General features: G+C 30.6%; 19 protein-coding genes and 1 pseudogene. 3 read left to right on the top strand and 17 right to left on the bottom strand.

The annotated features are described in order from the left end of the window. The first annotated feature begins 13 nt into the window (after positions 1-13). Both H527_RS0102590 and H527_RS0102585 read left to right on the top strand, forming a co-directional pair. The gene (locus tag H527_RS0102590) at positions 14-1,474 is read left to right on the top strand and encodes a RagB/SusD family nutrient uptake outer membrane protein (protein WP_027411255.1); all 1,461 of its coding nucleotides are present in this window, start codon (positions 14-16) and stop codon (positions 1,472-1,474) included. 344 nt (positions 1,475-1,818) lie between these two features. Then, a complete protein-coding gene (locus tag H527_RS0102585; RefSeq protein WP_027411254.1) occupies positions 1,819-2,028 on the top strand; it encodes a hypothetical protein in 210 nt (69 codons plus the stop codon). A 294-nt stretch (positions 2,029-2,322) separates the two neighbouring features. On the opposite strand, the gene H527_RS0102580 is transcribed toward H527_RS0102585, so the two are convergent. The 7 genes from H527_RS0102580 to H527_RS21295 all read right to left on the bottom strand — a co-directional run bounded on the left by H527_RS0102580 (position 2,323) and on the right by H527_RS21295 (position 12,155). Next, a complete protein-coding gene (locus H527_RS0102580) occupies positions 2,323-4,407 on the bottom strand; it encodes a DUF349 domain-containing protein (protein WP_081414535.1) in 2,085 nt (694 codons plus the stop codon). Between the two features lie 141 nt (positions 4,408-4,548). After that, entirely contained in the window at positions 4,549-5,280 is a 732-nt protein-coding gene (locus H527_RS0102575) for a shikimate dehydrogenase family protein (RefSeq protein WP_027411252.1), read from the bottom strand. Between the two features lie 2 nt (positions 5,281-5,282). After that, complete coding sequence (locus H527_RS0102570) at positions 5,283-6,302, bottom strand: DUF368 domain-containing protein (protein ID WP_027411251.1); 1,020 nt, start codon at positions 6,300-6,302, stop codon at positions 5,283-5,285. 3 nt (positions 6,303-6,305) lie between these two features. After that, positions 6,306-7,271, bottom strand: coding sequence for a DUF368 domain-containing protein (locus H527_RS0102565; RefSeq protein WP_027411250.1), 966 nt, complete (start codon positions 7,269-7,271; stop codon positions 6,306-6,308). Between the two features lie 85 nt (positions 7,272-7,356). Then, complete coding sequence (locus H527_RS0102560; RefSeq protein ID WP_027411249.1) at positions 7,357-8,748, bottom strand: tetratricopeptide repeat protein; 1,392 nt, start codon at positions 8,746-8,748, stop codon at positions 7,357-7,359. A 313-nt stretch (positions 8,749-9,061) separates the two neighbouring features. Further along, positions 9,062-10,252 carry an aspartate aminotransferase family protein gene (locus tag H527_RS0102555; RefSeq protein ID WP_027411248.1) on the bottom strand — a complete coding sequence of 397 codons (1,191 nt, stop codon included), beginning with the start codon at positions 10,250-10,252 and terminating at the stop codon, positions 9,062-9,064. 61 nt (positions 10,253-10,313) lie between these two features. Beyond that, positions 10,314-12,155: an OstA-like protein gene (locus H527_RS21295; RefSeq protein WP_155837791.1), complete on the bottom strand. Its 1,842-nt coding sequence runs from the start codon at positions 12,153-12,155 to the stop codon at positions 10,314-10,316. A 392-nt stretch (positions 12,156-12,547) separates the two neighbouring features. On the opposite strand from H527_RS21295, the gene H527_RS21290 reads away from it, so the two are divergent. Further along, positions 12,548-13,696: a TolB family protein gene (locus H527_RS21290; protein WP_051316602.1), complete on the top strand. Its 1,149-nt coding sequence runs from the start codon at positions 12,548-12,550 to the stop codon at positions 13,694-13,696. A gap of 853 nt (positions 13,697-14,549) precedes the next feature. Here the strand turns inward: H527_RS21290 and H527_RS0102540 are convergent. From H527_RS0102540 to H527_RS21285, 10 genes and pseudogenes are all read right to left on the bottom strand, one after another. Further along, positions 14,550-15,821 carry an adenylosuccinate synthase gene (locus tag H527_RS0102540; RefSeq protein WP_027411247.1) on the bottom strand — a complete coding sequence of 424 codons (1,272 nt, stop codon included), beginning with the start codon at positions 15,819-15,821 and terminating at the stop codon, positions 14,550-14,552. A gap of 3 nt (positions 15,822-15,824) precedes the next feature. After that, entirely contained in the window at positions 15,825-16,292 is a 468-nt protein-coding gene (locus H527_RS0102535) for a Fur family transcriptional regulator (RefSeq protein WP_027411246.1), read from the bottom strand. Between the two features lie 154 nt (positions 16,293-16,446). Continuing rightward, entirely contained in the window at positions 16,447-18,654 is a 2,208-nt protein-coding gene (locus tag H527_RS0102530) for a RelA/SpoT family protein (protein WP_027411245.1), read from the bottom strand. Positions 18,655-18,760: 106 nt separating this feature from the next. Next, positions 18,761-19,993 (bottom strand): M48 family metallopeptidase, encoded by a 1,233-nt coding sequence (locus H527_RS0102525; protein WP_027411244.1) that lies wholly within the window; start codon positions 19,991-19,993, stop codon positions 18,761-18,763. A gap of 86 nt (positions 19,994-20,079) precedes the next feature. After that, positions 20,080-20,889: a TrmH family RNA methyltransferase gene (locus H527_RS0102520; RefSeq protein ID WP_027411243.1), complete on the bottom strand. Its 810-nt coding sequence runs from the start codon at positions 20,887-20,889 to the stop codon at positions 20,080-20,082. A 1,131-nt stretch (positions 20,890-22,020) separates the two neighbouring features. Next, positions 22,021-22,365, bottom strand: coding sequence for a 50S ribosomal protein L20 (gene rplT, locus H527_RS0102510; protein ID WP_027411242.1), 345 nt, complete (start codon positions 22,363-22,365; stop codon positions 22,021-22,023). Positions 22,366-22,482: 117 nt separating this feature from the next. After that, positions 22,483-22,680, bottom strand: a complete 198-nt coding sequence (gene rpmI, locus H527_RS0102505) for a 50S ribosomal protein L35 (RefSeq protein ID WP_027394180.1) — start codon at positions 22,678-22,680, stop codon at positions 22,483-22,485. Between the two features lie 61 nt (positions 22,681-22,741). Further along, positions 22,742-23,260 carry a translation initiation factor IF-3 gene (gene infC, locus H527_RS0102500; RefSeq protein WP_081414534.1) on the bottom strand — a complete coding sequence of 173 codons (519 nt, stop codon included), beginning with the start codon at positions 23,258-23,260 and terminating at the stop codon, positions 22,742-22,744. Between the two features lie 68 nt (positions 23,261-23,328). Continuing rightward, on the bottom strand, positions 23,329-25,275 hold the full coding sequence (thrS, locus tag H527_RS0102495) for a threonine--tRNA ligase (protein ID WP_027411240.1): 1,947 nt from the start codon (positions 25,273-25,275) through the stop codon (positions 23,329-23,331). 149 nt (positions 25,276-25,424) lie between these two features. Beyond that, positions 25,425-25,679 (bottom strand): annotated as a pseudogene (locus H527_RS21285) (IS4 family transposase); the annotation flags it as partial.

The following is a 25,679-nucleotide window of genomic DNA, read 5'->3' as shown; positions in this document are numbered from 1 at the left end:
ATAAAAAAAAGACATGAACAATAAAATTTACATAGTAATTATTTTATTCTTTTCGCTAGGTTTTTTAGCTTGTGATGATGAATTAAATGATTTACAGCCTTTTACAGAAGGTAGTCCACAGACCTTTTTTAATACTCCAGAGACTTTTCAAATAGGAGTAGATGGTGTTTACAGACAGTTATGGTTGTATTACTCAAATCCTGACTCAGGCTTACAGGGTATTCCTGATATTATCTCAGATAACGTTATACAAGCTCAGACTGGTAGAAACTCTAATGATGATTATCATGATTTAAGATATGTAGCGAGTACTTTAGGTGCTATTCCTTTATATTATAGTGAAGCTTATGAAGCTATTAATGGAGCTAATTTAATTATAGGACAAATTGATAATATAGATGGAGAATCTCAACAAGATAATATTCTTGGTCAAGCATTAGCAGCAAGAGCTTGGGCTCATTTTGATCTAGCAAGAATTTATGGACCAATTCCTACGCAAAGTTCTGATGCAAATAGTGCATTAGGTGTAACATATATTAAGGTAGAAGATGGTGACTCTGGGGATCCTTATGCTCAACCAGCAAGAGAAACTATAGCATCAAACTACTTGGAGATTATTGATGATTTAGAGCGTGCAGCTTTATTAATTGATAAAGATAATATAGAAGGTAGATTAAATAAAAATGGAGTATATGCCTTGTTATCAAGAGTTTATCTGTATAATGGAGAATATCAAAAATCTATAGATGCAGCTAATAAAGTAACTGCAGGATTGGCTACAGCTTCTGAACTTCCTGATGTATATACAGATGTAACTAATGCAGGAGTTATTATAGAGCTTTCTATTAATACTTCTTCAGAAGCAAGAGGTAATAGTGTAGGTGTTCTTTATAGTCAATCTTCACGTGGGATTACAACTTCGGAGTATGTGCTTGATTTTGATTTCTTTAATAGTATTGATGCTAATGATGCTAGAAAAGATGTTTTACAATTTGTTGGTACAAATAAAGGGAATGACTATAACGCAATTAAAAAGTTTTTAGGAGAACCTGGTCAAGTAAACGGAAAAGTTGATGTGAAGGTTTTACGTGCAGCAGAAGTGCTTTTAAATAAAGCAGAAGCACAATTTGAATTAGGACAAGAAGGAGCTGCTTTAACTACTCTAAATTTGTTAAGACAAGAAAGATACAGTTCTTTTGTAGCAGGAACAGAAACAGGTACTGCTTTGGAAGATGCTATTCAATTTGAAAGAAGAGTTGAATTAGCTTGTGAAGGTCATAGATTCTTTGATATAAAAAGAAGAGGAGAAAGTATAGAGCGTAATCCAACTCGTGGAGATCTTATTGATGGTACAGGAACTACTCCTGTAGCTCCAATTCTTGCTGCAGGTGATTTCAGATTCCAATTTCCTATTCCAACTGCAGAGATTAATGCAAACCCAACAGTTGCTGGGCAACAAAATCCAGGATACTAATTTAAAGTTATCTAGTTAGGTTTTGTTCAGTTTTAATAAAAATTACCCATTAGAAAAATTTTTCTAATGGGTAATTTTGTTTTTATTCTATTAGGGTTTAATACTCCGAGGCTTGCATCGTATTAAAAAAAACAGTAATCTTTAGCGTTAACTTAAGCGCCCATATTTATAAAAGTAATAATGTTTCGTTGTTGCTAGACACTCTAATAGGTATGAGATTTGTTTTTTGTAGATTGGTTCTGATAAGGGGTATGTTTATTTTCTTTTGCAAAGTTTTCCCAAGCTCATAACGTGCGGATGTTTTTCCACAATGGCAACATTGGTTTTTTAGATCAGATAGGAAGTTGTCAATATCACTATTATACCTTGATAGTATTGTCATTACCAGATTTGGGGAACAACAAAGTGGTGCTAAAGGGTGTAATCCCAATAAAAAAGAGGTAATTCACATCATCCATTTGATAGCTTTTATGGGGCAAACCAGAATGGTAGACAATGCTTGGTTCAGGCCTGATAATACCTTGGTAGAGAGTTTATGTAAGAAAATTCCATAGAGTATAGAAAGATGATAAACGAATAGATTTATGGACTTAAATAAAGCGTCACATCAAAGGTAGATGCTCTAAGGTCTGATTGTTATGTGACAATCTTGATCTTTGAAAATTTTATGTTTTCTGCCTATAACGTTTACTAAAAACATAACAATTATTCTTAGGTCAGTTTTTAGGGTAGCAGATAGCATTAGGTTTCTATAAAACACTTTTTTTATATATAGTTATAATATAAAAATTAAAAATGTATTATAATTGCTTCTGAATTATAGAAGTATTATATAAATCAAAAATAGATTATAATTGTTTTATTTTTTTCAATTTAGCCTTCCAAACCTCAAGGTTATCACGGTGTTTTTGAATATTTTTTTGTACATCCCTTACCAAAGGGTTATCGTCTTTAGCATGTTTAAAAAACTGAAGATTGTTTTCTAACTGTCGTATTTCAGCATGTACTTCATCAATTTTTTTACGAATAAAGTTTTGTTCATTCTTAAGTGCGCGATCATCTGTTTGGCTAGACAGAGTGTTTAATTTATTTTCATATTTGATCAGTTCTGTTTCTTTACGACTTAGGTTAAGTTCTTTAAAAAAACCATCTAGTATGTTGTTATAAGTATCTTCAATGCTTTTGCCTTTATATGGCACTCTTCCTAATGTTTTCCAAACGACAATATTTTCTTTTATAGTAGCAAGATCATTTTTTGGATCACCAGATAGTTTTAGCTCTTTAAGTTTTTCTATATGTGCTTGTTTTTTATCTAATGAAGCTTCTTCTTCTTTATTAAGCTCATTTTTTTCTGCATGAACTCTATCAAAATAAAAGTTGCAAGCGTCTTTAAATCGTTTCCAGATTTTATCACTGTCTTTTCTAGGTACATGACCAATTTTCTTCCAATCTGATTGAATTTTTTTCATAAGAGGAGTAACAGTAGTAAAATCATCACTGTTCTTATTATCTTCTGCAATTTGAATTAATTCTATCTTTTTGTTAAGGTTATCGAATTGATCTTTTTTAAGTCCTTTATAGAAAGAATTCTTATTACGATTAAATTCTCTTACAGCTGTTTTAAATTCACTCCATGTTTGTTCGTTTACATTAGAAGGTACTTTTCCTGCATTAAAAAAAGCATCTCTAAGAACTTCTATTTCTTTTATCTTTTGTTGCCAACCACTATGATTCTTTGCGTTACTAGAAGCAACTTGAGTAATTTTAGCGATGATCTCTTGTTTAACTTCAAGATTTTTTTCGAAAACTTTATCTAAGTCTTTAAAATGATTTTGGCGATTTTCATGAATTTGCCTAGTTAATGCACTAAATTTTTCCCATATAGGTTCTCTGTATTCTTTTTCAACAGGTCCTAGATCTTCTTTCCACATTTTATGGAGTAATTGCAACTCTCTAAAAGACCTGTTAACATCTGTTTCTTGTGCTAATTCTGTAGCACGTTCTATAATTTTTAGTTTTTGTTCCAGGTTGTGTTTGAAATCTAAATCTCTAAACTCTCTATTTAGGTGTAAAAAATCATAAAAATTCTCTGTGTGATGGTGATACGTATTCCATACAGTATTGTATTTATCTCTAGGAATAGCTCCTGCATTACGCCATCTTTCTTGAATGTCTTTAAAATGATTATAGGTAGTATTTATATTTTCGTCTACATTAAGTAGTCCTTTTAACTCTTCTATAAGTTCTAATCGTCTTTTTAAATTTTCTTGAAGATCCTTTTTTAAATTTTGATAATATGCATTTCTTTTTTCTTTATAATCAAAATAAACAGAATTGAATTCTTTCTTTATAGGTGTAGAGTAGTAAAAATCAATAATATCACCACCTTCGTTTAAAAATTCATCCTTCTTTTGCTCAACTTCTTCATTAAATTTTTCATTGAACTCATTTTTAATCTCTTCAACATGCTCTCTAATGGCCTGAATTTTTTCATTCTTGATCAATTCTTTAAGTTCTTTGATCAATTCTTCCTTATTCATAGCGTGATAATCCTTCTTCTCGATATTATGGCGCTCCATCGTACTTTCATCTTCACTATCCTCTGCAACAGCCTCATCCATTTGATCTTGAATTTGATCCTCTTTTTTTAGAGTACTATCTGTACTTGATTCCTTTTTATCGGAGACAGTATTACCATCATTAATAGAAACAGAATTATTTTCTACAACATCGGTAATTTTTGAGTTATCGATATTAGTAGGCTCTTCAGAAAGATTTTTTTCGTCAGTTTGTTCTATAGATATTTCATCAGATTTTTTAGTGATCTCTGGTGCAGATGACTCTAAGTTTTCTGTCTCAGAGTTAATATCTAAAATTTCGGTTTTATTATCTTTGTTTCCATCTGCCTTTGGCAGGTTATCACGTGTGGACATCGTATGCGCTTTTTTGTTTATCTAGACTAAATGCCTGACTAAGATACTAACATATTAGAAAACCTCAAAGTTATTGAAGAGTTTTAAGAGTATATAGATTATTTATTGTAAGAAATTTATTTCAAAACTAAAATATCCTTGTTAATTATTCCATATCTCCCAAGCTTTTTTAGCTTGTAGGATTAACATTTGTAATCCATTAGATACTTTAGCGTCTTTTTCTTTGCCTTTACTCATAAATGCAGTTTCTTTTGGATTATATATTAAATCATATAAAACATGATTTTTCGTAACATATTCATAAGGTATATCTGGGTAGTTTTGGACATTTGGATACGTCCCCAAAGGTGTGCAATTAATAATTAATGTATACGAACTCATTATATCTTCATCAAGATCCGAATAGCTAAGTTCATTAAAATCTGGATTACGAGATACAAATGTATGTTCTATATTTAATTGGTTTAGAGCATAAGAAATTGCTTTTGAAGCTCCTCCAGTTCCTAATATTAGTGCTTTTTTTATTTTTTTATTTAATAATGGTTTTAAAGATTCTGTAAAGCCATAGTAATCACTGTTGTATCCTTTTATTTTTTGATCTTTGCTAAATTTAATAACATTTACAGCTCCTATTTCTTTAGCAATTGGATCAAGATCATCCAAATAAGAAATTATTTCTTCTTTATATGGGATAGTTACATTTAAGCCTTGTACTTGCGGATTTTTTATTATGTCAACTATATCTTTTATCTCTGTAATATCGAAGTTTATATATTCACAATTTAAACTTTCATTTTCAAATTTTTCAGAAAAAAAACTTTTTGAAAAAGAGTAACCAATATTTTTACCTAATAACCCGTATGTTTTTTTCATTTTTAAGTTTTTGTCAATCGTTTACCATACCATTCTAACCATAAAACTACACCAATTCCTGTAAGGATATAAAATATGCCTATGTAAGTTTCTGTAGTAGTGAAGTCAGGAAAATAACGATCGTAATTATCCAGAATTGGATTGCCTAGTGCGTCTAACTTGGTGTTGCCAAGAATATCTGTTTTATAAACTTTGTTTTTCCAAGGCCAAACAACACCCAAAGAACCAGCTATAAAACCGATAATAGCTGCAAAGGTTGCGTTTTTAAAATGTTTTAAAACGTAGCCCAAAAAATGAGATAATGTAACTAAACCCGTTAAAGATCCAATGCTAAAGACTGTGAGTACTTGTAGTAAACGTATTCTTTTTGGGTCTTCTATAAACGAAAAATCCCATTGAATAATGTTCGCTATGGTATCATATAGAGCATTTACAGAGTCTACTAATAAAAGCACATAATTACCTAATAATATCAATATGAAAGAACCAGATAAACCAGGTAAGGTCATTCCTGAAACTCCAATTATACCGCAAATAAATACAAACCAGAGATTGTCATTTTCTTTAGCAGGATCTAATAAGCTAATACTTATTCCGACAGTTATGCCTATAAAAATAAGGCATATATTCCTTTTACTCCAATCATCAAAACCTTTTAAGATATAGTAGATTGATCCTATGATCATACCAAAAAAGGCAGACCAAACATATAGTTCATAATGAATAATTAGGTAATCTAAAATTTTAGAAACACTAAAATAGCTAATTAGCATTCCTAGAATTAATAGTGAAAGAAATTTTCCGTTAATATATTTCCAAAAGCTTTTGAATCTAAAATTTATAAAAAGTTTAAAAGCTTTAAAATTTATTCTTTGGAGAGAAGCAATAAATTCTTCATAAAACCCAGCAACAAATGCAACCACTCCTCCAGAAACTCCTGGAACCTTATTTGCAGCACCCATTGCAAGACCTTTGATGACAAGAAAAAATCTATCTGTAAAAGTTCGGGTACTTTGTTGCATTGATTAGTCTTCTTTTTTGATAGAAAGTCGCTCTAATATTAAGATTAATAAAAAACCTATAGTAATAAAAAACAATACCCATATTATTCTTGGATCTCCTTCAAATTGTGAGGGTAAAATGCTTTTTTCTATAAAAGGAACTTCTGTTCCTTCAGAATTTGTTCTCCAGGAGATTACTTTTTTCCATGGCCATAATTTATTAAGAGAACCTATCATGAATCCTGTAAGTATAGCTAAAGTCATGTTTTTGTGATGCTTGAACATCCAGTTTAATACTTTAGAAAATAGTTTTAGTCCTAATATAGCACCTATAGCAATAATTAAGATCTTAGATAGTGCTTGCCACAAAAGTTCAAGATTCATATGTATTAACCCATCACGCAATTGATTAAGAGTATTAATAAATGTTTGATAAGCTCCTAAGAGTAATAGTATAAAAGCACCAGAAACCCCAGGAAGTATCATTGCAATAATTGCTATAAAACCGCAAAATAAAAGATACCAATTACTATCAGGAGATGCTAGAGGTTCTGCTATTGTTATAAAATAAGATAATATAGCTGCTAGAAAAATTCCTAGAAACACTTTTGGTTTCCAGGTGGTAATTTGTTTCGCAATGTGAACGATACTAGCAAGAACTAACCCAAAAAAGAAAGCCCATAATAATAAAGGTTCATTATGTAGAAGCCATTTTATAAGTTTGGCAAGAGAAAGAATACTTGTAGCAATTCCTAAAAAAAGAGCAGTTAAAAAAGAAAGATTGTATTTTTTCCATGAAGATAAAAACCCTTCTTTTTTCCATACAGAAAAAAAGGAGGTATTTAGGTCATTGATAGTTTTGATTAATTCTTCATAAATACCTGATATGAAAGCTATTGTTCCTCCTGAAACCCCAGGAACGACATCTGCTGCGCCCATTGCTAATCCTTTTATAGCAATAGTAAGGTAATCTCTGAAATTTCTACGCATCCGTATTGATTTAGATGTTTTTGTTCAAAACAAATGTATGGATTTTTGCATCTATTCTATTAGAAAAAAAAAGTCTTTTCTAGAATTATTTGTATTCAGAAATAATATTTTTAACAAGGGTTAGATTAAAGATTTTATCAAAAAGCTCTTCTAGAATAATATGATATTCATAATCAAGATCTAAAGCTTTTCTAATATGATATTCTCCTTTTTCATAATCTTGTATTTCATAGTATAAACCAGCAAGTCTAAAATGCACTTCTGCATTATCCGGATAAAATTCTACAGCTTGATGTAAATTTTGAATGGAGGTATCTGATTCTCCTAGGTGTCTAAGTGTATCAGAACGATTTAACCAAGTTTCTATTTCATAATTACCTAACTCTAATGCTTTTCGGTATCCTCTTTCTGCTTCTTCAAAAAAAGAAAGATGATTATTTATTTTGGCATACCGTTTCCAGTATAAAACATTTTCACTATCTATATTTATAGCTTTATTGGTATAATAAAGAGCTTTTTGATAGTCACGTTTTCGTAAATAAAAATCAGTAATCGCTATCCATCCTTTGTCTAATAAAGGGTCTTCATGGACTGTTTTAGAAAAATGTTGAATTGCTAACTCATCATTACCTAGTTTTTCATGACATTTTCCTATTCTTAATAAAGCAAAAGAAGTAGGGTCATCTAACTCTAAGGTTATTCTATAGTTTTCGATAGCCTCATTATACTTTTTTAGCTTTTCTAATACCTTACCTTTTTCTAGATATGCACCAATAAAATAGTCATCACTTATGATAGCAAAATCAAACGCTGCTAGTGCTTTTTCGTATTCTTTTAAGTCAAAATATTGTTTTCCAACTTGATGCCAAGCGACTTCGCAATATGGATTTTTATTTAAAAACATATTTAAGTATTCTATGGCTTCTTCATGCTGCTCTAGAAAATCAAAACAATATATTATATTATATAAAGCAGAGTAATCCTGATCATCAGCTTCAAGGCATTTCATGAAATTGGTCTTTGCATTTTCAAAATCATCCATAAAGAGGTACTCCATTCCTATAAGAGAATAAACATCTGCTGAATCATCTGTGTAACCAAGAGCCATATTTAATAGCTCTATTGCCTTTATATGATTATTTTGTTTGGAAAGAATATTAGCTTTTTGAATATATATTTCTTCATTTTCTGGTTCTAAAGCATACAATTGTGATAAAAGATTATTTGCTTTTTCTAAACGGTTTTCAAAAACAAGGACTTCGACTTGTAGAAGTTTAAGATTTACAGAAGATGGGTGTTGGGAAAGACCAAGAGAAATTGCTTTTTTTGCTTTAGCAATTTTTCCATTTTCCAGATAGTGATGAATAATAGATTCAAACTCATCTGAATCAAAAAACTTAAGATCATTAGATCTCAGCATAGACTCATATCGAGTAATAGAGATATTGTTGTCTTCTTCTTCGTGGTTAAATTTCATACACGTTGATTAAAGATGCTTAATAAATTAAAAGTACTATAAACAATCTTTTTGTTTTTCCAACAAATATGAGTATTTAATGACTTAATTTATATTCTGCATTATTGATTTCCTCAGTTTTAAAATTACAAATGAAATTGAATAGTTAAACTTCAAAAATCAATTGTTTTTAACAAACTAATTAACAAAATATGTACCATTATATTTAGTAATGGTTTAAAGTTTAATTTTAAAAAAGCCCAGAGTACAATTAAGAATAGAAAAGATAATGTATTAAATATACGTCTTTTAAACCAAACTTTATTGTTTTGATCTATTTTTTGATGTTTAGAATTTCGTTTAAAACCTCAAGAATAATTTGACAACCTTCTTCTATTTCTTTTTTTGATATAGTGAGAGGAGGAGTTATACGTACTGCAAGAGGTTCAAAAAGCAACCAGAAAAGAATCAATCCTTTATTTTTACATTTTAAAATAATTTGATTTGTGATCTCTGCAGAAGGTGTTATAAAAGCAAGCATTAAGCCTAAGCCTCTTATTTCTTTAATCAAAGGGTGAATTAATAAAGATCTAAATAGTTTTTCTTTTTCTAGTGTAGCTGCCATTAAGTCACTTTCTGTAAGTTCTTGTAATGTTGCCAAAGCGGCAGCTGCAATTACTGGGTTTCCTCCAAAGGTGGTTATGTGACCTAGTTTTGGGTTATCTTGAAGTTTGTCCATTATGGCAGAAGATGCTGTAAAGGCACCAATAGGAAGGCCTCCACCCATTCCTTTACCCATTGCAATAATATCTGGAATAATATCGTAATTCTGAAAACCAAATAATTTGCCTGTTCTGCCAAAACCTGGTTGTATTTCATCAAGTATTAAAAGGGCTCCGACTTCTTCACATCTTTTCTTTACTTTTTTTAAATATTCTTTTTTAGGTTCAATAAAGCCAGCTCCTCCTTGTATTGTTTCTAAAATAACACCAGCAGTTTTATTGGTGATATATTTAATATCTTCATCCTCATTAAAAGTAATAAAAGTTATATCGGGTATTAAAGGCCGGAATGCTTGTTTACGTTCTTCATAACCCATCACACTCATAGACCCCATGGTATTACCATGGTATGCTAATTTTGCAGAAATGATTTGACTGCGACCTGTAACTCTTCTTGCTAATTTTAAAGATCCCTCTATAGCTTCTGTTCCAGAATTGGTTAAATATGTCTTTTCTAAAGGATCTGGAAGATGAGATGCTAAAAGCTTAGAAAGCTCTACTGCAGGACTTTGTATGTACTCTCCATATACCATTACATGTAAATACTTGTCTAATTGTCCTTTAATTGCTTGTACTACTCTAGGATGCCTGTGTCCTAAACTGCAAGCAGATACCCCCGCAACAAAATCTAGATGCTTTTTACCATCGGTGGTATAGATATAACTGCCATTAGCATGAGAAATTTCCATTGCTAATGGGTGAGGAGTGGTTTGCGCCTGATATTTGAAAAAATCCTGTTTCAAACTTAATTTATTTATGATATAAATAATAAATTATTTCCTTACGATTAAGTAAAAATACGATTTAATACTCTTGGTCTGAGCCATGATTGTCTTTAGATTTTTCTTTCGTCTTTTGAAAAGAGCTATCTGGTTTGTTATCTTTCTTTTTAGAAGAAGGATTAGGATTTAGTTCTGTTGATGAATCTTTATTGTTTTCTTTTACAGTAGGTTTAGAATTTAACTGTTCATTAGTCTCTTTTAATTCTGCATCTTTTAGCTCTTGTTCTAATAATCTGGAACCTTCAGATTTGTTTTCCTCTATGCGTTTTACTGTTTCTTTATCAAAAAAGTCAGCTTCAACTTTGGGTAAAGGTATTCCTTTGATTTTAGTGAGTTTAGGAGGGGATTCTCCTCTAAAAAGATCGGATTTGCTATTTATACGTTCATCTCCTCGCCAATTAAAACCAGAAAGTTCTCTTGCGTTTTCAGGCAAATCTATTTCACGATATAATGTGCCATCTACATTTTGATAATAATAGACTTCTTCTATTTCTCGATTATTAAGTAGTAATCTAATAGAACTAGAAAGGACTTTGTTAATTCCAATAAGCTTTAATTCTCCTTCACTTTCTCTTTGAAAAAATATAGTTTCGGTATTTTTATCTATATCTACTTGGTAGATTTCATTATCTTTAAATAAGCCATAGAGAGACTGTCCTTTAACTTGGTTAAATCCAGCTTTTAAAGTGTCTTCTTGAGCAAGAAAAGCATTTTGATATACAATAAGAGAATCTAATTTGTCTGTTTTAGTATCAGAGATAATCTTAATCGTGTCTCCGGTCATTTGATTTCTTTGTGTCCAGATAATAGGGCGGCCAATCATTTTAGTGTATCCTGTAGTTTGATCTACATTTATAGAATCACTTTTACCACTCATGTTGCTCTTATAAATCCTTACATCATAAAAGCCATTCATTATCCTACGTTCTGGTTTTCCTGTTACCATAAGGGTGTCACTATGGATAAAAATGGAATCTTTTTCTTGTAAAGTAGCAGCAAGAGCCCTTTTAGTGATAAAAACAGAGTCTTTTTCTTTGAAAACCTCGGCATAATGCCCTGTGATTACAGAGTTGTTTGCAGTATCCAAAACTCTTATGTTGTTGGTGGCAGAAGCGAAGCGAGCAGCACTATTGTAAAAGATGCTGTCTCCAAAAACGGTACGTTTATCATAATCTATTCTTGCATTTTTTATAGCATACCCTGTTTTGACTTTAGTATCATAAAAACCACGTTCACAATACAGTGTGCTTTCTTTTCCTTTTACTGTAGAAGGGCCGTAGAGGTAAGCATGACCATCATCTGTGTAATAGTCTAATCGGTCTGAGTCTATGGTGTTCTCGGGATTTACAATTTTTACTTTTGTATTAAATGAATATTGTTTTCTATCCATAAAATAACGACCAATCATACTAGTCAAGATGTTTGACGAATCTTTTACCGTTCCACCACTACGATAATAGGCTTGTTGTTTAAGCCGATCGAAGAATAAGGTGTCGGTACTTAATGTATTTGAAGGAGTTTCCATAAATACATTGTCTCTAGCATAGGCGAATTGTGTATTGCCATTATATTCGGCATATTTACTAGTCATAGTAAGGGTGTCTCCTTGCTTTATAATTACATTACCTAAAGCTTTAACAAATTTATCTTCCCCATAGTGAACCGCTTGATCACACCATATTTCGATACCTTCATGTTGCATGTATACTTGTTTGTCTACCTTTGCTAAAATGGTAGCTCCAGGAAATCTGTTTTGATCTTTTATTGTTCGATCAGACTGAACTTTTATTTGTTTACCTTCTTGCGAAAAAGCTACCGCAGAAAACAAAATAGTAAGTGTTATATAGAAGAATTTGTTTTTCAAGTGTTTTAAATTTGTATGCAAAATAACGAAAATTGTATCTAATGATTGTAGCTAGTGAGATAAAATAAAACTTTGTTATTTTTATTTAATAACCAAGAGTGTTTCTTTATGTTACATTTAATCATGTAATTAACAAAAAACAAGCTTGCTTTTTTGTTAATAACTATAATAAAACAATAAAAAAGAGTTAAGATGTTCAGGTAAATTAGAGAAATCCATTAGTTGAAAACTAATTGAAAAATTGGAAATTATTTAACATTTGATCTACTTAAGTATCAGTAAATTGCATCGCGAAAATAATAAAGAACTACAATGTACGCTATGGGGATAGTATAGCCTCTGTTTTTTTAATAAGAGGTGGTTTTGTGGTAAAACAGGATAAAAAAGAATAGATGGTTTTAAATCAAAACTATGGGGCTCTATTTTTTTTGTTTTTTTGGGGTACTGTATTTTCTCAAGGAAAACAGTTTAAAAGAACAAATGAGAATTTTAAAGATGGTGGTTTTATAGATGTAATATGGGAGTTTGATAAAGAAAAAAAAACGCTCAAATCAGTTAAGAATTTAGAAGAACAAAGAAGTATTGATAAAAGAGCAAAGCAATTAGTGGATAAGTTTGTTGTGAATAAACTGTCGATTAACTCTAAATATTCTGATTATGCTCCTAGTTTTTTTAATGGAGAGTTGGTGTTTGCTTCTTCCCGAAATACTAATAATTTTTTAAACATAGTTGATGAATCTAATAATCAACCTTTCTTAGATTTGTATTCTATTTCTATTGCCAATATTTCTAATAAAAATGATGTTTTAAGGTTAAAAGGAAATATAAATACTAAATTCCATGAATCTTCGGCGACTTTCAGTAAAGATGGGGAAACAGTTTATTTTACTCGAAATAATTATTCTAAAAATAAATCTATAACCAGTATTAATGGTGTTGTTTTGTTAAAAATATATAAGGCAAGTTATATAAATGGAAAATGGGATGATATAGAAGAATTGCCTTTTAATAGTGATGAGTATTCAATAGCACACCCTGCTTTGTCTCCAGACGGAAAATTTTTATATTTTGCTAGCGATATGCCAGGTAGTATTGGTAAGTCGGATTTATATGTTGTAGAGATAAACAGAGATGGAAGTTTTGGAGAGCCTAGAAATTTGGGAAGTCAAATAAATACTTCTGGTAGGGAAACTTTTCCATATGTTAGTGATCAAGGGAAACTGTTTTTTGCAAGTGATGGGCATAAAGGGCTTGGTGGGTTGGATGTTTTTATGGTCATGCCGTATCAGGATGATTTTTTTGAGGTATACAACTTAGGAAAACCAATTAATAGCTCAAAAGATGATTTTACTTTTATTATTGATGAAAAAAGTAGAACGGGGTATTTTGCAAGTAATCGAAGAGGAGGTAAAGGAGATGATGATATTTACAGTTTTAAGCAAATAGATTCATTCCCTAATCATTATGAATTAAGAGGTGTTCAAAAGTTAGAACGCATATTAGAATTGAAACCTAGTAAAGAGGCTACAACATCTTTATAACTTTAACTGTTTTATCTATTATAGAGAGAGTTTAATTCTTAAATTTTTTTCGCGATGATTTAATGTCTTATAGATTTGTTCTAAGGTAGTTGGTTTAGTTAATTAATTAGATAAAGCTTTCCTTAAACTGGTATATGATTCTATATCTTTTTTTGAGTAAGAAATCAATAATTTTTGATTTCGAATTTCCTAATATAGGAAAGTAACTATGTAATAAATTAAAGAATTTTTTTGAATATAAAATAGAAACTCAAAAAACATTATACCATTTATAATTTGAATTTACTAGAAAAGAAAATTAAGATTTTTTTATTTCAGTGAAGAAGAAAAGCTTATGCCAGACTCGATCTGGTATTAAGCATAGCAGGGCTACGGTTTATTTTTATTCTGATACTGAGGCGAAAAAAGAACATTTTATTACGGTAAATTTAAATGATGTTACTAGCATGTATTATATTTATGAGAACAAAACTATTTTTGCAATATAATTGATTTTTAATCCAATGGATAGGTTTTCTGTAATGGGATAGTTTAATTCTACAAACTTACCTAATGCAACAAATAGAGTTTTAAAGCATCCTACAGGAACAGCTTTAAATAGTGAAAATTATAGGTATAGTTTTACAGTTTTTTTTCTAATCAATGCATACAAAATGGGGTAGAGGGTTTTAGAAGAGTAACGTTGGCTATAAGAAACAAAAATACAGGATTAGCAGTGAATACATGATCAATAATATAATCCTAAATAACGGAGCTTCAAATCAATCTTTTGAGCGTTATCCTCAACATTTAGTAATTAATATAAAAATGAGGTATTGAATTTTCAATACCTCATTTTTATATTAATCTTTTTTTACCGATGTATTGTTTGTTTTCTATCTGGTCCTACAGAAACAATTGTAATTGGTGTTTCTAGCTCTTTTTCTAAAAATGAAATATAGTCGTTTAGTTCTTTAGGTAATTGAGAAGCTTCTGTCATACCAGTGAGGTCTTCTGCCCATCCTTTTATTTCAGTATAGATAGGTGTTATATTTTCAGGTTCTATATTGTAGGGTAGGTGGGTGATTGTTTTTCCTTGATATTTATATGCGGTACATACTTTTAGGGTATTAAATCCACTTAGGACATCCCCTTTCATCATTATTAATTGTGTAACTCCATTTATTTGTACAGCATATTTAAGGGCTACTAAATCTAACCAGCCACACCTTCTTGCTCTTCCTGTTGTTGCTCCAAATTCATTGCCTATACGCCCCATTGTTTCCCCATCTTCATCAAATAATTCAGTAGGAAAAGGTCCACTGCCAACTCGCGTAGTGTATGCTTTAAATATACCAAAAACATCTTTGATCTTGTTTGGAGCGATACCCAAGCCAGTACAGGCTCCTGCTGCAGTTGTGTTTGAGGAAGTTACGAAAGGGTAGGTTCCAAAGTCTATATCTAATAAAGATCCTTGCGCTCCTTCTGCTAAAATTGTTTTACCTTCTTTTTGTGCTTGATGTAAATATTCTTCACTATCAATAAAAGTTAATGTCTTTAATGTTTTTACAGCTTCAAAAAATTCATTTTCTAACTCTTCTAGGTTATATTCGATTGAAGCGTCATAAAAGTCAATCATAGCTTCATGTTTATTAGCTAAAGAACGATAACGGTCTTTCCAGTCGTTAAGTTCTAAATCTCCTACTCGAATACCGTTTCTACCTGTTTTGTCCATGTAAGTAGGGCCAATTCCTTTTAGAGTAGATCCGATTTTAGCTTTTCCTTTAGAGGCTTCAGAAGCTGCATCTAATATTCTATGTGTTGGAAGTATTAGATGAGCCTTTCTGGAAATTAATAATTTAGACTTATAATCTAAATTAAACCTATCTAGGTTATCTAGTTCTTTTTTGAAAATAACAGGATCTATTACTACGCCATTTCCAACCAAATTAATTGCTTTATCATGAAAAATACCGCTAGGAATAGTGTGTAATACATGTTTTATTCCATCAAACTCAAGCGTGTGCCCAGCATTGGGACCTCCTTGAAATCGTGCTATTATATTATAATCTTTTGTGAGAACATCTACAATTTTTCCTTTACCTTCGTCTCCCCATTGAAGACCAAGTAATAAATTTACTGCCATTAGTTAGTTGTCTTGATTAGTTGATTTCTTTTTAGTTCCATAGAAATACAAAGAATGATTTGTAATATCTACATCAAAAATTTCTTCGATTGTTTTCTTTATAGATTGAATTCTAGGATCGCAGAATTCTAATACATCGCCTGTATCTGTTAGGATTAGGTGATCATGCTGTCTATCAAAATAAGATTTTTCGTACTGAGCTTGATTTTGACCAAATTGGTGTTTTCTCACTAATTTACAATCTAGCAATAATTCTATAGTGTTATATAGTGTAGCACGACTTACCCGATAGTTTTTATTTTTCATTTTGATATACAAAGATTCTATATCAAAATGTTCATCACTTTCATAGATTTCTTGAAGTATAGCGTATCTTTCGGGTGTCTTTCTGTGTCCATTTTCTTCTAGGAAGCTGGTAAACACGTTTTTAACAATAATTTGATCGTTCTGTGTAGTTGCTTTAGTACTCATACGTTTAAAAAGGCAAAGTTACATTATTTTTTATTAGGGATGCTGCGATTTTAAAACGATTATTTTAACCTTTTAAAAATAGCAGTTTTAAAAATACATGTTATTAATATTAAGCTTTAATGGTTTATGATTTATACTTTTTCATAAAATTATTCTATTCTCTAACAACTTTGTCAATACCGCTAATCTTAGAAAGGTTTTTCATGACTGTCTTTAAAGTATTTTTATTTTTAACTCCTACAGTAATTTTACCTGTAAAAACACCATCATTAGTATCAAAATTCATATTGTAAATGGCAAGATGCATATTATTTGAAATAATTTGAGTAACTTCATTTACTACTCCGATATTATCAATTCCATTAAGTTTGATGACAGCCTTGAATTCTTCTTGGCTAGAATCAATCCATTTTGATAAAATAATACGATAGGCATAATTACTTTGTAGCTGTAAAGCATTTGGACAATCGTTTTTATGAACTTTTATACCTTCATTGACCGTTATAAATCCAAAAACATCATCTCCTGGGATAGGGTTACAGCAGTTAGATAATTTGTATTCTAATTTTTCTGAATCTTTACCAAAAACTAGAAGATCATATTTAGATGTAATTTCTTCTTTATCTATGTCTTTAACGTTACCCCGTCGAATTCTATTTTTAATAAAATTCATAAAAACATTACTTCTGGTGGTAGCGAACTCTTTGATTTTTTGATTATCGATAGTTCCTATTCCTACTCTGTAAAATAGATCTAAACTTGTTTTGAGTTTGAAATAAAGAACGAGTTCATTGACTACTTTTTCACTCATTGTTATTTTCTGAGAGCGAAGTTTACGCTTTAAGATAGCTTTACCATCTTCGGCAATTTGTTTTTTCTCATCTCGTAAAGCTGATTTTATTTTTGATCTAGCTCTTGCTGTAGTAGCATAATCCAGCCAATTAGAAGATGGTTTTGATTTTAAAGAGGTGATGATTTCTACTTGATCTCCACTTTTTAATAGATGACTTAAAGGTACTAATTTACCATTAACTCTTGCTCCACGAGTTTTTAAACCAACTTCAGTATGCACACTAAAACCAAAATCAAGGGCAGTAGCACCTTTAGGTAAAGACTTGAGGTCTCCTTCTGGGGTAAAAACGAATATTTCTTTAGCGTATAGATTAAGCTTAAACTCTTCTACAAAATCTACAGCATTTGTTTCAGAGTTTTCTAAAGCTTCCTGTAATCTATCTAACCATCCATCTAAACCTTCTTGATCTTGCTTTTCCTCGTTATTTTTGTACTTATAATGAGCGGCATATCCTTTTTCTGCAATTTCGTGCATGCGTTCGCTTCGAATCTGTACTTCAACCCATTTACTATCCGGACCTATAACTGTTATATGTAGTGCTTCATAACCTGTAGATTTAGGTTGAGAAATCCAGTCTCTTAATCTAATAGGATTAGGTCTGTAGTAATCTGTTACTACAGTATATATTTTCCAAGCTAAGAATTTTTCATTTTCAATATCTGATTTGTATATTATTCGTACGGCAAATTTGTCATATACTTCATCGAAAGCTATGTTTTGTTTAACCATTTTTCTTCGTATTGAAAAAATGGATTTTGGTCTTCCTTTAATCTGATAATTTAAGTTTTCTTTGTCGAGTCCTTCTTTTATTTTATTTGAAAAGCGTTCTATATAGTCGTCTTGCTCTTCTTTGCTTTCTTTTATTTTTTCTAGAATATCCTTATATACTTCGGGTTCTGTATATTTTAGTCCTAAGTCTTCTAGCTCTGTTTTAATATTATATAGACCTATACGATGTGCTAGTGGGGCGTATATGTATAATGTTTCTGATGCGATTTTTACTTGTTTGTCAGCACGCATAGAATCCATAGTTTGCATATTATGTAAACGATCTGCTATTTTAATAATAATAACTCTTACATCATCATTAAGAGTAAGAAGCATTTTTCTAAAATTTTCTGCTTGTAAGGATATATCTCTATCCTTTTTTAAAGAAGAAATTTTAGTTAAACCGTCTACAATTCTAGCAACAGTTTCCCCGAACATTTGTTCAATATCTACCAGTGTGTACTCGGTGTCTTCAACAACATCATGGAGTAATGCAGCAGCTATAGATGTGGCATCTAATCCAATTTCGCTAGCAACGATTTTTGCAACCGCAATAGGATGAAAAATATAAGCTTCTCCACTTTTTCGGCGTTGATCTTTATGTGCATCTACAGCAATATCAAATGCTTGTCGTATAAGGGATTTATCTTCTTTAGATAAATCTCTATAGCTTATACGGAGTAGTTCTTTATATTGCTTAGCAATTTTTTTATTTTCTTCGTCTATAGCAGCCTCAGTCATAACATAAAGTTTTTTAATAAAGCCCTATTAAGTATCGAGTATTAGTATTTCTCATAATTAAAAGTACAATTAAGAAATGTAACCACCAAGTACTTAAGTAATGGATTTATTTCCTTAAGTTTTTAATTCTTTGTAAAAGTGTTGGGTGTGAATAATGAATAAATACCATAGCAGGATGCGGTGTAAGGTTGCTTAAATTATTTTTAGATAATTTTTTTAAACTATTTATTAAAGCCTCACTGTTATAAGTATCTCTGGCATAATTATCTGCTTGATATTCAAAAGCTCTAGATACCATGTTCACTATTAATCCTGTAACTTCTGAAATCGGACTATATAAAATTCCAAACGCAATAAGTCCAATATGAAAAGAAGGAATTTTTACTCCAAGAGCTTCAGAAAGAAGAGGATTAGATATAAAAAGAGATAAAAACCATAATGTTAATCCTGTAACGGCTATTGATAAGAGTAAATTAACAATAACATGTTTTTTCTTATAATGTCCTACTTCATGTGCTAGTACAGCTACTATTTCTTCGTTATTTAAATCTTTAATCAAAGTGTCGTATAAAGTAATCCTCTTTTCGCTACCAAAACCAGAGAAATATGCATTTGCCTTAGTACTTCTTTTAGAACCATCAATGACAAAAATATCTTTTAATTGAAAACCAACTTTTTTAGAATATGCTTTTATAGTGTCTCTAAGTTCTCCTGGCTCTAAAGGAGTTTGTTTATTAAAGATAGGAACAATAAGTTTGGCATAAAACATATTCATTATTAATGTAAATATAGAAACTAATATCCATGCATATATCCAGAAATATTTTCCTGTAATTTCATAAAACCATAAAATTAATGCTAGAAGTACACCACCAACAATAACTGTCATTATGATGCTTTTTATTTTGTCAATAAAAAAGGTTTTTATCGTAGTTTTGTTAAACCCAAATTTGTCTTCAATGACAAAAACTTTATAATAAATGATAGGTGTAGAGAGAATATCACTACCGATCATTATTATTCCAAAAAAAACTAAACCAATAATAATTGGATTATCTGAAAAGCTTCTTGAAATACTATCTACCCAAGCAAAACCATCAAGAAAAAAAAATAGGAGCATTATTATAAGTGAAATTGTAGAAGAAACTAATTTAAACTTAAAATTTTCGTGCTTATAAGCAATAGATTTTTCATATTCTTCTTTAGGATAAACATCTATAAGTTCTTCAGGAATTTGATTGTTATAATGTCGAGCATTAAGTATATCTAATAATGAATCTATTAAAAATACAATGAGGATAATGGTAATTAATAAACAAAACAGGAAATATGGGGTCATTAGTTTTAAAGGTTTTAAAGATTTGGGGGATGTAGGAAATCGTAAGATAATGAATTTTAATTTATTTCAAATATTATTGTTATCTTTTAATTATTGAAACCACGTTGTCGCTTTGCTTCGAAAATGAGTATTCCAGCAGCTACAGAAACATTCATCGAATCTATAATACCACTCATTGGTATTTTAATGTTTTGTGTAGTGTTTTCTAAAAAAGAATTACTTAAGCCAGTGGCTTCTGTACCAACGACTATAGCAGTAGGTTGTGTATAGTCTTGCGTATGATAGTCTACAGATGCTTGTAAAGCGGCACCATAAATATGTATCTTTTGTTTTTTTAAGAAATTTATAATATCAAAAGTCGATCCTGTAGCTATATTGTTAGTAAATATACACCCTACGCTAGATCGTATAATATTAGGATTATAGATATCGGTTTTTGGATCTGCAATCAATACAGCATCTAATTGAGCAGCATCTGCTGTACGAAGTAGCGCACCTATGTTACCTGGTTTTTCTGGAGCTTCAGCTATTAGAATAAGTGGGTTTTTGGATGGCAAGACAAAGTTTTCGATACTAGTATCTTTACTAACAACCAATGCTATTATTCCTTCTGTAGTTACTCTATATGCCAACTTTTGGTATATCTCTATAGTAATTTCAAAAAGCTCAACTTTATTTTTGAAAGTTGTAACTATAGATAAAACTTCTTTAACATTAATAATAGAAGGACAATAATATAGTTGTGTTACCTCATACCCTCCTTGTATAGCTAAAATAATTTCACGTTTGCCTTCAATAATAAAAAGTTTTTCTTTCCTACGAACTCTTGATTTTTCTTTAAGTTGGGTGAGAAATTTTATTTTATCATTCTGTAAGCTTTTTATCTGGTTTTGCATAATAGCAAATATACTAATATCTAAAAAAGATGTTTTCTTTTTTAGATATTTCAAGAAGATAAATCTTTAATGAATTGTTTAACTTCTTGAATGATTTTGGGATAAGGTTTATTTAATTTATTAAAATGTTTTAATAGGATATTAAATTCTGTTTCATTTTTAACCAGGTGTTCTATTTTTTCTAAAACAGAAGCTTCTTTTTTGAAACCCAATTGTTTTAAAACTAGATTTGACCTTATACCATTTATAATTTGAATTTACCGTAATAAAATGTTTTTTCCGCCTCAGTATCAGAATAAAAATAAACCGTAGCCCTGCTATGCTTAATACCAGATCGAGTCTAGCATAAGCTTTTCTTCTTCACTGAAACAAAAAAATATTAATTTTCTTTTCCAATAAATTCAAACTACAAATGGTATTATGTGCTATTTGTGAAATTTCTTCTATTTCATCAATATCATTTTCTTTAAAATCTCCTTCTAATTTACTATAGCCTTTGGTAGTCTCTTCTATAAAAATATCAAGAACACTTCGGATAATTTCATGATCGTTGTTTAAACTTTTTCTGGTAATAAATTCTTCTACGGATAAATATATTTTTAGTAAGTTTTTTGATTCTTTTAGAAAGGGGAGAGGCTTTAAAAATTTTTATTTTGGTTTTTAAATTAGATGGATTAGAAGAGCTATTAACTTTTTTCCATAAAAAAATCAATTAGATCTATAATTTCATGTTTTTCTTGATTTCTCTGAAACGTAGTTTTTTTAGAGAGAATTATTGTTTTAAACCGTTTCTTTATCATCTAACGAGGGTTATTTTGTAAACTCTATTTTATTTATAATAATGTGTTTCAAAATTAAACGATTAATCATAGAATCGTACTAGAGTTTTTGCAATTTATGATAATGTTTTATGACTAGTAAAGAATTTTATAGATATGGGTAGATAACTATTTCTTTCCATGGTTATTGTTTTTAAAAAATAATAAAAAAAGCGATTATCTTTATTAGTAGTCGTTAAAATGTAGTTTTTACGATGAAGTGTTTTTTACTAAGTAGATATAAAAAAATCTCGCATTAAATGCGAGATTTTTTTTATAAGTGAGATGAGTATTATATTACTAAAAGAGAAAATTACTTTACTTTTTCAACAATTGCTTGAAAAGCTTCTGGATTATTCATAGCTAAATCAGCAAGAACCTTACGGTTTAACTCGATATTATTAGCTTTTACTTTACCCATGAATTGAGAATAAGACATACCGTACATACGGGCACCTGCATTAATACGAGTGATCCATAAGGCACGAAAGGTTCTCTTTTTATTTCTACGGTCTCTGTACGAATATTGCATCGCTTTATCAACCGCATTTTTTGCTACTGTCCAAACGTTTTTACGTCTTCCGAAGTAACCTTTAGCTTGCTTAAGAACTTTTTTTCTTCTAGCTCTTTTTGCAACAGAATTTACTGATCTTGGCATAATTTAAATTTTTTAGTAGTAGGCGATTCAATAATTTAAAAAACATAAAACTTGAATTCTTTTAAATAGCCTAACTCCTTGGTTTGTATTAATTTTAACCTGATTAAAAAGTGTAAATTACTTTAAACGTAATTGCTCTTTAATACTATTTTCATCGCTTTTGTGCACTAATGTTGAGTGCGTTAAAGCAAGCTTACGCTTTTTAGATTTTTTTGTCAGAATATGACTCTTAAAAGCGTGCTTTCTTTTGATTTTACCAGTGCCAGTAAGCTTAAAACGCTTTTTTGCACTAGATTTGGTTTTCATTTTAGGCATTGTATCCTTGTTTTTATAATCTCACTTATTATTTTAAATAATTTCTGTTTCCAGAAATATTTTATTTTTTTGGTGCGATAAACATAATCATTCGTTTACCTTCAAGTTTAGGCATTTGTTCTACCTTTCCGTATTCTTCTAATTCTTGCGCTAATCTAAGTAACAAAATTTGCCCTTGATCTTTGTATATAATAGAACGTCCTTTAAAAAATACGTAAGCTTTTAATTTAGCTCCTTCAGATAAAAACTTAACTGCGTGTTTTTTCTTAAACTCGTAATCATGTTCATCTGTATTGGGGCCAAATCTAATTTCTTTGATGATCACCTTAGTAGCCTTTGATTTTAAGACTTTGTCTCTCTTCTTCTGCTCATAAAGGAATTTTTTATAATCCATTATTTTACAAACAGGAGGCACTGCTTTAGGTGAAATTTCAACAAGGTCAAGTTCTTGCTCTTCGGCAAATTGTAGAGCCTTTTTTATCGGATAAACACCAACTTCTATATTATCACCTACAAGACGTACTTCTTCAACACGAATTTTATGATTGATTCTGTGTGCATCTTCTTTGATTACTCTCAGTGGTTTTTGAGACCTTCTTCTTCTAATTGCTATGACTTAATAATTTAAATTAAACTTATATTTTATTACTATCCGTTAAACGGTTTTAATGTACTATTAATCTCTTTACTTACCATTTTAGAAAACTCATCAATAGGTATAGTACCTAGATCTTCGCCTCCATGTTTGCGAACAGAGATGGTGTTGTTGTTTTCTTCTTGCTCTCCTATAATGATAATATACGGAAATTTATTCATTTCTGCTTCTCGAATCTTTTTTCCTATAGTTTCATTTCTATTATCTACAAGGGCGCGAATTTCGTCATTTTCTAACAAATTTAAAACTTTTTCGGAGTATTTTTCATATTTCTCACTGATAGATAGTATAATAGCCTGTTCTGGCATTAACCACAATGGGAAATTACCTCCAGTGTGCTCTAATAGAATAGCAATAAATCGTTCCATACTACCAAAAGGAGCTCTATGGATCATAATAGGTCGATGTGATTCGTTGTCGCTACCTTTATAAGTTAAATCAAAACGCTCTGGTAAATTATAATCTACTTGTATAGTTCCTAATTGCCAGCTTCTTCCTAAGGCATCTTTAACCATAAAGTCAAGTTTAGGGCCATAAAAAGCTGCTTCGCCGCTTTCAATTACATAGTTAAGACCCTTGTCTTTTGCCGCGTTTATAATAGCATTTTCTGCTTTTTCCCAGTTTTCTACATCTCCTATATACTTGTCAGGGTTTTCTAAATCTCTTACAGATACTTGAGCAGTAAAGTTTTCAAACCCTAAAGATCCAAAAACATATAAAACTAAGTCTATTACTTTCTTGAATTCTTGATCTAGTTGATCTGGTGTGCAAAAAATGTGTGCATCATCCTGAGTAAAACCTCTTACTCTAGTTAACCCATGAAGCTCACCACTTTGTTCATATCGGTATACAGTACCAAATTCCGCATATCGTTTAGGTAAATCTCGATAGGACCAAGGACCGCTATTATAAATCTCGCAATGATGAGGGCAGTTCATAGGTTTTAGTAAAAATTCTTCCCCTTCATTAGGAGTATTGATCGGCTGGAAACTATCTTCACCATATTTAGCATAATGACCAGAAGTAACATATAATTCTTTTTGACCTATGTGTGGAGTTATTACCATTTCATACCCCGCCTTTTTTTGTGCTTTTTTCAGAAACTGTTCTAAGCGATCTCGTAAGGCAGCACCTTTTGGGAGCCAAAGAGGTAAACCTTGACCAACTCTTTGAGAAAAAGTAAAAAGTTCTAGTTCTTTGCCTAATTTTCTATGATCACGTTTTTTAGCCTCTTCAAGTAATTCTAAATACTCTTTTAAATCTTTTTGCTTAGGAAAAGAAGTCCCATAAACTCGAGTTAATTGTTTGTTCTTTTCATCTCCTCTCCAATATGCTCCTGCAACACTCATGATCTTTACAGCTTTTATAAGGCCAGTGTTTGGTATGTGTCCTCCACGGCATAAGTCGGTAAAAGTATCATGATCGCAAAAAGAAATAGTGCCGTCTTCAAGATTTTCGATTAGTTCAACCTTATATTCATTACCTTCTTTTTTGTATTTATTTAAGGCATCATCTTTAGATACGGATCTCATTTTAAATTCATGCTTACCTCTTGCGATCTCAAGCATTTTATCTTCTATAGACTTAAAATCTTTTTCAGAAATCATTTTTTCCCCTAAGTCTACATCGTAATAAAAACCATTGTCAATAGCAGGTCCAATAGATAATTTAACTCCAGGGTATAATTCTTCAAGAGCTTGAGCCAAAACATGAGAAGTAGAGTGTCTAAAAGCATTTTTACCTTCATCATCCTTCCACGTAAATAGAACAAGAGTACCGTCAGTAGTCAATTCAGTAGAGGTCTCAATAGTAGTTTCATTAAACTTCGCAGAAATTACATTTCTAGCAAATCCCTCACTAATATCTTTTGCAACATCCATTGCTGTAACAATATTGTCGTAGTTCCTAATTGAACCATCTGGTAACGTAATCTTGATCATTTTTTCGAATTATTAAAGACACAAAGATAATACGATAATAAACCTCATACAATATATATATGTATTTAATTCCAATCCTGTCCTAAATAAATTTGTATCATAAAAATTTTAGCCATTTTACATACCTATCGCTATATTTAAGTAAATATTCAAAAAAGAACCCCTTGTATATATTGATTTGGCGGAGGTTGCTTTTTCTGAAACGGATTGTCGAGCCATTTATGGAGGTTAACCTTTACAAAAAGGTTAAGTCTTATGAAGGCTACTAAATTAGACAAGTACCAAGGATGTTTTGCTTGTGTTTTTAACGCTTTTAAGATAAGAATTGTGATCAGAGCAGTCCAAATTTGTATCATCACGGCATTTTGGGTAGTTCCGATAAAAGATTTAATATGTAGTTGTTG

The sequence above is a fragment of the Aquimarina muelleri DSM 19832 genome, assembly GCF_000430665.1.
In the GTDB taxonomy this organism is placed as follows: Bacteria; Bacteroidota; Bacteroidia; order Flavobacteriales; family Flavobacteriaceae; genus Aquimarina; species Aquimarina muelleri.
The sequence above is the reverse complement of the archived record's forward strand: the minus strand, read 5'-3'. Positions and strand labels throughout refer to the sequence as shown.

What these genes read in the sequence shown, in the direction of transcription:
- H527_RS0102590 (WP_027411255.1), top strand. Translation starts at nt 14, where the DNA reads ATGAACAATAAAATTTACATAGTAATTATTTTATTCTTTTCGCTAGGT.
- H527_RS0102580 (WP_081414535.1), bottom strand. Translation starts at nt 4,407, where the DNA reads ATGTCCACACGTGATAACCTGCCAAAGGCAGATGGAAACAAAGATAAT.
- H527_RS0102575 (WP_027411252.1), bottom strand. Translation starts at nt 5,280, where the DNA reads ATGAAAAAAACATACGGGTTATTAGGTAAAAATATTGGTTACTCTTTT.
- H527_RS0102570 (WP_027411251.1), bottom strand. Translation starts at nt 6,302, where the DNA reads ATGCAACAAAGTACCCGAACTTTTACAGATAGATTTTTTCTTGTCATC.
- H527_RS0102565 (WP_027411250.1), bottom strand. Translation starts at nt 7,271, where the DNA reads ATGCGTAGAAATTTCAGAGATTACCTTACTATTGCTATAAAAGGATTA.
- H527_RS0102560 (WP_027411249.1), bottom strand. Translation starts at nt 8,748, where the DNA reads ATGAAATTTAACCACGAAGAAGAAGACAACAATATCTCTATTACTCGA.
- H527_RS21290 (WP_051316602.1), top strand. Translation starts at nt 12,548, where the DNA reads ATGGTTTTAAATCAAAACTATGGGGCTCTATTTTTTTTGTTTTTTTGG.
- H527_RS0102540 (WP_027411247.1), bottom strand. Translation starts at nt 15,821, where the DNA reads ATGGCAGTAAATTTATTACTTGGTCTTCAATGGGGAGACGAAGGTAAA.
- H527_RS0102535 (WP_027411246.1), bottom strand. Translation starts at nt 16,292, where the DNA reads ATGAGTACTAAAGCAACTACACAGAACGATCAAATTATTGTTAAAAAC.
- H527_RS0102530 (WP_027411245.1), bottom strand. Translation starts at nt 18,654, where the DNA reads ATGACTGAGGCTGCTATAGACGAAGAAAATAAAAAAATTGCTAAGCAA.
- H527_RS0102525 (WP_027411244.1), bottom strand. Translation starts at nt 19,993, where the DNA reads ATGACCCCATATTTCCTGTTTTGTTTATTAATTACCATTATCCTCATT.
- H527_RS0102520 (WP_027411243.1), bottom strand. Translation starts at nt 20,889, where the DNA reads ATGCAAAACCAGATAAAAAGCTTACAGAATGATAAAATAAAATTTCTC.
- rplT (WP_027411242.1), bottom strand. Translation starts at nt 22,365, where the DNA reads ATGCCAAGATCAGTAAATTCTGTTGCAAAAAGAGCTAGAAGAAAAAAA.
- rpmI (WP_027394180.1), bottom strand. Translation starts at nt 22,680, where the DNA reads ATGCCTAAAATGAAAACCAAATCTAGTGCAAAAAAGCGTTTTAAGCTT.
- thrS (WP_027411240.1), bottom strand. Translation starts at nt 25,275, where the DNA reads ATGATCAAGATTACGTTACCAGATGGTTCAATTAGGAACTACGACAAT.